Origin of the sequence: Bacteroides sp. L10-4 (genome assembly GCF_013373675.1) — a bacterium.
Lineage (GTDB): Bacteria > Bacteroidota > Bacteroidia > Bacteroidales > Bacteroidaceae > Bacteroides > Bacteroides muris.
Map to the genome: position 1 here is coordinate 43,869 of NZ_JABXJH010000034.1, position 7,781 is coordinate 51,649.

Annotated in this window: 9 protein-coding genes and 1 pseudogene; all 10 read left to right on the forward strand. The window is 38.4% G+C overall.

Going from position 1 to position 7,781, the window contains the following annotated elements:
- The first annotated feature begins 11 nt into the window (after window positions 1-11).
- Window positions 12-236: an NVEALA domain-containing protein gene (locus HU824_RS11840; protein ID WP_136009914.1), complete on the forward strand. Its 225-nt coding sequence runs from the start codon at window positions 12-14 to the stop codon at window positions 234-236.
- Complete coding sequence (locus HU824_RS11845) at window positions 220-1,302, forward strand: BF3164 family lipoprotein (protein ID WP_176468956.1); 1,083 nt, start codon at window positions 220-222, stop codon at window positions 1,300-1,302. Before HU824_RS11840 ends, HU824_RS11845 begins: the two co-directional genes overlap by 17 nt.
- Window positions 1,303-1,495: 193 nt before the next feature.
- A complete protein-coding gene (locus HU824_RS11850) occupies window positions 1,496-1,774 on the forward strand; it encodes an NVEALA domain-containing protein (RefSeq protein WP_136009916.1) in 279 nt (92 codons plus the stop codon).
- A gap of 31 nt (window positions 1,775-1,805) precedes the next feature.
- Window positions 1,806-2,864: a 6-bladed beta-propeller gene (locus HU824_RS11855; RefSeq protein ID WP_176468957.1), complete on the forward strand. Its 1,059-nt coding sequence runs from the start codon at window positions 1,806-1,808 to the stop codon at window positions 2,862-2,864.
- 347 nt (window positions 2,865-3,211) lie between these two features.
- Window positions 3,212-3,448 (forward strand): NVEALA domain-containing protein, encoded by a 237-nt coding sequence (locus HU824_RS11860; RefSeq protein WP_136009918.1) that lies wholly within the window; start codon window positions 3,212-3,214, stop codon window positions 3,446-3,448.
- A 78-nt stretch (window positions 3,449-3,526) separates the two neighbouring features.
- Window positions 3,527-4,564: a BF3164 family lipoprotein gene (locus HU824_RS11865; protein ID WP_176468958.1), complete on the forward strand. Its 1,038-nt coding sequence runs from the start codon at window positions 3,527-3,529 to the stop codon at window positions 4,562-4,564.
- A gap of 374 nt (window positions 4,565-4,938) precedes the next feature.
- Window positions 4,939-5,178 carry an NVEALA domain-containing protein gene (locus HU824_RS11870; protein WP_176468959.1) on the forward strand — a complete coding sequence of 80 codons (240 nt, stop codon included), beginning with the start codon at window positions 4,939-4,941 and terminating at the stop codon, window positions 5,176-5,178.
- 107 nt (window positions 5,179-5,285) lie between these two features.
- On the forward strand, window positions 5,286-6,326 hold the full coding sequence (locus HU824_RS11875) for a BF3164 family lipoprotein (protein WP_136009921.1): 1,041 nt from the start codon (window positions 5,286-5,288) through the stop codon (window positions 6,324-6,326).
- A gap of 51 nt (window positions 6,327-6,377) precedes the next feature.
- On the forward strand, window positions 6,378-7,397 hold the full coding sequence (locus HU824_RS11880) for a hypothetical protein (protein WP_176468960.1): 1,020 nt from the start codon (window positions 6,378-6,380) through the stop codon (window positions 7,395-7,397).
- Window positions 7,398-7,413: 16 nt separating this feature from the next.
- Window positions 7,414-7,596 (forward strand): annotated as a pseudogene (locus tag HU824_RS11885) (NVEALA domain-containing protein); the annotation flags it as partial.
- Between the last annotated feature and the right edge of the window lie 185 nt (window positions 7,597-7,781).

A 7,781-nucleotide genomic window follows, 5' to 3' on the forward strand; every position in this document is an offset into this window, starting at 1 on the left:
TAAAAAACAAGATGAAAACAATTAAAGTGAAATTAGTAGGCGGAATGGTCGTTTGTGCCCTTTCGTTTTTCGGCTATTCTCAAATTAACCATGCAGAAAAGTTGGACGATTTGTTATTAGAAAACATAGAGGCATTGGCCGACGATGAGGTTGAAATAAATGGAAAATGTATCGGAAGCGGTTCAATCCCTTGTCCTCGTTCAAATGAAGGAGTAAAACATGTACTTTATTATTAAAATTCATATCATAGCGCTCTCCGTTTTTCTCCTTTCCTCTTGCGCTTCAAAGCCTACGGAAGCCTCCGTTGCTTACGGTGATTTTCTGCAGACCATTGCGTTGAAAGGAACAACGGTGCCGGTAGACACCGCCTTGTTCCGCTATCCGTTCCGTATTCGGGTGCAGGGCGATAAGGTTGCAGTAATGGATTTGCACAGTACAGACCACTTCTGTCACCTTTTCCATTATCCGGACTTTCGCTATCTGGCATCTTTGGGCAAGAGGGGCGAAGCTCCCGGTGAGGTGCTTTCATCGGAAAATATCCGATGGAATGGGGAATTTTTGTGGTTGCTCGATACCGGTAAATCGGAAATTAATAGGTATGGGGTGTCGTTGTCCGGCGACTCGCTTTCTCGTCAGGAAGCGGTAAAAATAGATGAAGAGGTACTTCGCACTTTGGACTTTGTGCAGTACGACGACTCCACTTTCATCATTCCCGACTATTCCGGTGACAGCCGTTTCTGCCTGATTAATAGGAAAGGACATCTGCTCCGTAAGACCGGCACTATACCTACCGGCAATACCGATGCTTTGCAGAACGCCCGTCCTGCGCTGGCGCAGGCATGGCGTAGCTTCATTGACTACAATCCGCGCAACGGCGTGCTGGCAGCAGTCACCCAGCTGGGTGAAGTGCTCGAAGTCTATAACTTGAAGGACAGTACGCACGTGGTGCGCATCGGTCCTCACGGTGAACCGGAGTTCAAGGTTGCCGAAGGCTATGGTATTCCTACGGGCATTATGGGTTTTAGCGATGTGCAGGTCACGGACAAAGCCATTTATGCCGTGTTCCACGGACGCTCTTTCAAGGAGATTATGCAGAACGCTCAAAAAGGCATCCAGGTAGATGGCGGGCAATACATCTATGTATTCAGTTTGCATGGCGAGCCTCTTTGCAAATATGTGCTCGACCACTATATCTATGGCATCTCGGTGAATGAGTCGGAAGGAATCATCTATGCTACCGATGTGAACCAAGATGACCCGATAATAAAGTATAAGATGAAATATAAAAGGAGAGAAATATAAAAGGGACTGGAGAAGAGCGGACGGCTAACGTTTTGTTGCCACTTTACGAACCCGTCCGTTCCGTAACCCACCTTGGAAAGGAAGTCTCGGCAAAGATAACGATTTAAATTGAACGGGCAATATGTTTGCCTTTCCGTTGAAAGGATAGATACGGAACAGAATAATTGAAATCTAAAAATCAAAAGAAATAACAATGAAGAAAATAAAGAAAGTAGCTTTTGTTGCCGCATTTGCAGCAGTGGCAGGATATGGAGTTTATACGAATCAGAGAACAGAAACAATGTCGGATTTGATGTTGGCTAATGTGGAAGCGTTGGCGAGCGGAGAATCAGATGCAGATCCAAATACTTTTTATGGTTATAAAGCAACTAATTGTTACGATGGTGATAGGCTTGTTGGTGCTACATGTGCTCAAACTCAACCCGGTGATGAATGTAAGCGTTCTGCTGTTTGGGGAAAATGCAATAAATAAGTAGCCGGTTAAATAGAAAGGAAGGAGTGTTATGAAAATAGAAGGTAAAGTCGTAATTATGTGTAGAATTATTGCTTGCGTTTTGTCTTTGTTTTTGATGTTAATCTCTTGCTCTGAAAAAATAGAAAGAGTGAGTAAATATCCGGATTTACTGAATGAAGCTGTTGATACTATCGCTTATTCCCAATTCGTTGATTCAATAAAGTATATACCTTTGGAGACAACGGATGCATGTCTGATTGGGAACATCACTGATGTAGAAATTAGTGAAGAACACATATTTGTTCTCGATTTGCAAATGCAGACAGTCTGGATTTTTTCCAGAGACGGTAAGTATCGGGGACAAGTGTTTCATAAAGGTGATGCTCCCGGGGAATATGTAAACATGTGTCAGTTTGAATATGATGAAAGTAACAGGCAAATTGTAATTCTGGATTTATGGACACATTCCCTTCTCTTTTATACTCTTGAAGGCAAGTATTTGAAAAGTATCGGATTGGAGATTAGTGCCTTTGACTTTAAGATACTTCCTTCAGGTGGCTATGTTATCTCTTTGGCCGGTGCCGACAATAAAGAGGCCGGAATTTATTATTTGGATGCTTCAGGTAAGGTTGTGAGTCAATTGGTAGGCCGTAACCAAGAACATCTGATTTATATGAATTCGGATTGGGACTTATGTTCTATCAAGAATGAGATATGTTTTATGGCTCCCAACTTGGATAACGAGGTTTATCATTTTGATGGCACAGAATTGGATACGATACAGTCTTTTTGTATGAAACCTGAAATAAAACATAGCTATAAAGGGAATGTCTCGTTGGAACACATGGAAGATTTTGTCCGAACCAGATATATCGAAAGTGAGAAATGGCTGTTTGCTGCATATTGGTGTGCAGTTTTTGATCTTCGATATTTTTTATATTCAAAAGCAGCGGATGAGTATCTGATTGGCAAATACCTGAAGAATGATTTGGATGGTGTCCAATGCTCCGGCAAGACATCCATGACAAAAGAAAATACATTTCTATTTTGGTGTGCTCCTGAAGAAGACCGAAACCCGATACTCCAGATATTGTATCTGAAAAAATAAGATAGTCTGATTGCTCATGTTAACTATATCTTGCGGCAAGACCTTATAACTTTGAAAAGGGTTAGTGGACGGAAAGGAGTCATTTTTGTTACAGACGTGGATAAGGATGAGCCGATAATAAAATATAACATGAACTATAAAGGAAGAATATAAAACATGGATGGAGAGGAACGGACGGCATACGTTTTTTTGACACTTTACGAACCCGCCCGTTCCGTAACCCACCCCGGAAAGGAGGTCTCAGCAAAGATAACGATTTAAATTGAACGGGCAATATGTTTGCCTTTCCGTTGAAAGGATAGATACGGAATGGAATAATTGAAATCTAAAATTCAAAAGAAATAACAATGAAAAAAATAATGAGAATTGCTTTTGTTGCAGCATTTGCAACAGTTGCCGGATATGGAGTTTATACGAATCAGAGAACAGAAACAATGTCGGATTTGATGTTGGCTAATGTGGAGGCATTGGCAAGTGGAGAGGCCAGCGTTAAAGATTGTGTTTCTGCTGATTCAGACTGTATTCTGTTGCATCCAACTGATCCTTCAAAAGATGAAACGCAGTCGAAAGCTAAATGGCCCTAAATAGAGAGTTGGAGGATATACATTTAGAGGATTATTAATACATCTTTTGAATGTGTGTCCTCTTCAAAAGAAATGAAAATGAAACGAATATTAGTTCTTATAGCATGTATCATGCTTCTTATGTCATGTCGTTCGTCAATGACAGATATTGATGCCTTTGAAGTAGTAACGGAAATAACTGATTATGATAGTTTGTTTTCAGATAAAGAGACCCCTTTAGGAGTAATTGTCAATCTGGAAGTTAGAAATGGTATAATAGTTACTGAACATGGAAATGATGAGTATAATTTTTCATTTATTGATGCGAGTACCGGCAATCTGTTGAAGCGATGGGGGAAACGAGGAGAAGGAGACAATGAATTTATTGATTTTGGCAATGGGTTTGTATTGACCGACTCTTTGCTCATCTTTCAGGAACGAATGCGAAAAATGATATGTTCAGTTTCCGTTACTGACATATTAGATGAGGGACGCGCTTCTATTGCTACGAAAGAGTCTTATCCATATACGGTTGATTTTCGTCCATTGATTTTTAATATAGTAAATGGAAAAAAGATTTTTGCGGGTTGTTTCAAGACTGGTCGTTTAGGTGTGATAAATTCGAGAAACGAGATTATGGAATGTCCTTTTGAATATCCGTTTTCCACAGAACCATTGGCAGGTGTTATGAGGGGAAGTGTATTTCAATGTAAAATAAAGTCAAATGAAAAGCAAAGAAAAACTATTGTGCAAACTTTAGCTTCTGATGTTTTTGAAATATATCAATGTTCCGATACGGCACTTAGCAGGATTTATGTAAGTCCTTTTAATAATCCTCCTAAATTAAGAAAGAGCGGTAATCGCTATGGTATAGATTATGATGAAAGTATTGCAGGGCTGATGAAAATGGCCGTATCGGATGATTTCATTTATTTTACATACTCATCGTTGAGAAGTAATGAAAAAGAAAGGTTGGGTAACTCTGCGAATGAAATCCTTTGTTTTAATTGGAATGGCGAGAAAGTGAGAAAATATCTCCTTCCTATTCCCATAACCTCTTTCTGTGCTGATAAACAGTATATTTATGGGATTTGTAATAATGAAGAGGAAACTATTATCTATAGATTCAAATTATAATGGATGAAACGGCAAGTGAACTGAATGAATTGTGCAGGGTAGATTGTCTATTTGATGGCTTGGAAAATGAACGAGATAGAATACTGGGATACGGGATAGGCAGAAAATAATATATATTTAATTTTTGTCATGTACTTAAGTATTTACTACAAAAAGATGGCTATTAGGAAAAAAGAAATATAAAAGGGCTGGAGAGGAGCGGACGGCTAACGTTTTTTGACACTTTACGCACCCGCCCGTTCCGTAACCCATCCTGGAAAGGAGGTCTCGGCAAAGATAACGATTTAAATTGAACGGGCAATATGTTTGCCTTTCCGTTGAAAGGATAGATACGGAATAGAATAATTGAAATCTAAAAATCAAAAGAAATAACAATGAAGAAAATAATTAAAATTGCTTTTGTTGCAGCCTTTGCAGCAGTGACGGGATATGGAGTTTATACGAATCAGAGAACAGAAACAATGTCGGATTTGATGTTGGCTAATGTGGAGGCATTGGCAACTCCAGAACAGCCCAATACTAACGATTGTATTTCTGACCCCAATTATGATTGTGAAGCTTTGCATCCTACAGATCCTTCACAAGACAAGCGAAGAGATAATGCTAGGTGGTAAATAATTTGGATAGAATGTGTCGAATTTATTCTATTGTTAGCAAGTAAATTTTAAATATATTGGCTGATTATGTGATAAATTTGACACACTATCATAAAAGTGAGAAGATGAATAATAAGTTGTTTTTGATGGCTTTATCAGTAGTTTTTTGCATATCTTGTAAACAAACTAATGTGAATATTGATGCTTTTAATCAAGTTATTGAGGTCAGTACGTTGGATAGTATCTATTCTGATGAAGAAGATGAATTGGGTGTAATAACTGATATTGGTATTTATGATGGAATACTAATTGCAAAACATATGCATGATGAGTACAACTTTTCATTAATAGATTTAGCGAGTGGTAAACTGCTACAAAGATGGGGGCGGAAAGGAAATGGTTCGGATGAGTATCTCGATTTTGGAAGTAACTTTGTTATACAAGACTCCTTGCTTGTTTTTAGTGAACGTATGAAAAAGAAGATACACTATGTTTCAATTCCAAATGTCTTGAAGAATAGTGATTCTGTAGATGTAGCGCAGGCGTTTTATCCCTATACGGTAGACTTTCGTCCTACACGCTTTTGTTTTCTAGATACTTATAAGCTTGCTGTAGGTTCGTTTAAGGAAGGGCGTTTCGGTGTTCTGGATTCGAATGACAGTATTATGGATTTTGCTTCTGGTTATCCATTTGGATATGAAGAAATAGAAGGAATATATCGAGGAAATGTTTTTCAGAGTGATATAAAGTCGAATAATAAGCAACGTAAATTTGTGATATCGACGTTTGCTTCGGATGTATTTGAGATTTATCAACTTTCAGACAATTGCGTTCATAGAACATTTGTGAGTCCGTATGCAAATATACCTCAAATAAAGCAAAAGGGAGGACGATTCACTGTTGATTATGATAAAAGCATAGCAGGTTTAATGAAAATGGCAGTTTCGGATGATTTGATTTGTTTCACTTATTCTTCGTTAAGTTATACGGAAGCGGCTGCGATGGATATGGCATCAAGAGAAATACTTTGTTTCAATTGGAAGGGTGAAAAAGTGAAGAAATATATCTTGCCATTTCCTATCAGTAATTTAAGCATAGATGAGCATTATATTTATGTTGTTCGCTATCAGAATGACAGAACGATTGTCTATCGTTTTAGTTTATGATGAGATTAATCTGGGAATAGGAATAAAAGGGATAATTGATATTGCTAGGTTATGAAATATGCTATAATTATAATGTTCTTGTTTACTTCTTGCATCCTGCCGAAGGAATCAAGCGAAATGAAGGAGTGGCTACCTTCTGACTCGTTGAACGTGGAAATAGGTAGCCCTACATTGATAAAAAAGGCAGGAGACTTGCTATTTGTAAACTATTCGTTTACTGACGGCTGTAATATAGATGCTGTTGATATAGCCAATGACTCTATATTGTATTCTTTTGCAACCAAGGGGCAGGGAGCGGATGAATTTCTTCAAATAGCGAGTATGGATGTGTATCGTTTGGATGACAAATGGTTTTTATCGCTGTTTGACAATATGAAGCGTGAATACATGGTTTATTCCGTTGATAGCCTGAACCATTATAAAGGTAAATGCCCACCGATAAAAAGAATGAAGTTACCCGCAACTTCCCGCTATTTGGAGATTTACAAATTGCAGGATTTTTATATTGCAACAGGACGGACTGCACATAAATATACTATTTTAGGTTCAGACAGTCTGCAACGTATAAATGTCTGTACAGATTATCAGAGAGGAAATGAAGTTGACAAGGATTCAATGACCGTATCTAAGGCAAATTATGGAAGGCAGTATCCTTCTGCCACAGGAGACAAGATGTTGAGCGTTGTATATATGTCTGGAACCTTAGCACAATATCAAACTGTTGCAGACTCTGTACGAAAGGTCTGGGAATATACATCTTCCGGTTTCAAGTATACAAAGGAGAATAATTCTATATATCAGCAAAGTCCTATGGGATATATGGCTGCCGGTTTTATGGGAGATTCGGTAGTAGGGTTATATTTCGGCAAAAAGAAAGGTTCGGCATTTAACTATGGAAGAGAATTTCACTTATTGAATCAGGAAGGGCTGTTGTTGGAAAGATATCGCATTTTCTCTAATCTGTATAATTTTTGTATTGATTCGGAAAATAATTTGATATATGGTATTGCATATAATCCGGACCCGAAAATTTTGATTTATGACATGAATATTGTAGAGAGGAAGCAATGAAAGCTACTTTTGTTGCAGTGGCGTATATGGTGTTTATACGAGTCAGAAAGCAGAAACAATGTCGGATTTGATGCTGGCTAATGTGGAAGCATTAGCACGGGGAGAAGGTGATGTAAATCCGATGTGTCCTAATGGATGCCTTAGTAATGGTAATGGATGTCTCTGTCATTATTGGTTCCCTACCTATAGAGAAGCGTAATTGAATTGTTTGTTAATAGTGAAGACTTTGTGTTAAAGCAGAGTCTTCACTATTTCAAGTAACTATTCAGCGAGAACAAAGGATACGAAGAATTAGCCCGTCAGTTTAGACGAGCGCCAATATAGCTTTAAGAGGGGATTGTCCGTTTTTCCAGGCCGTGTCAGCGATAGAATGTAAAGCGTGGA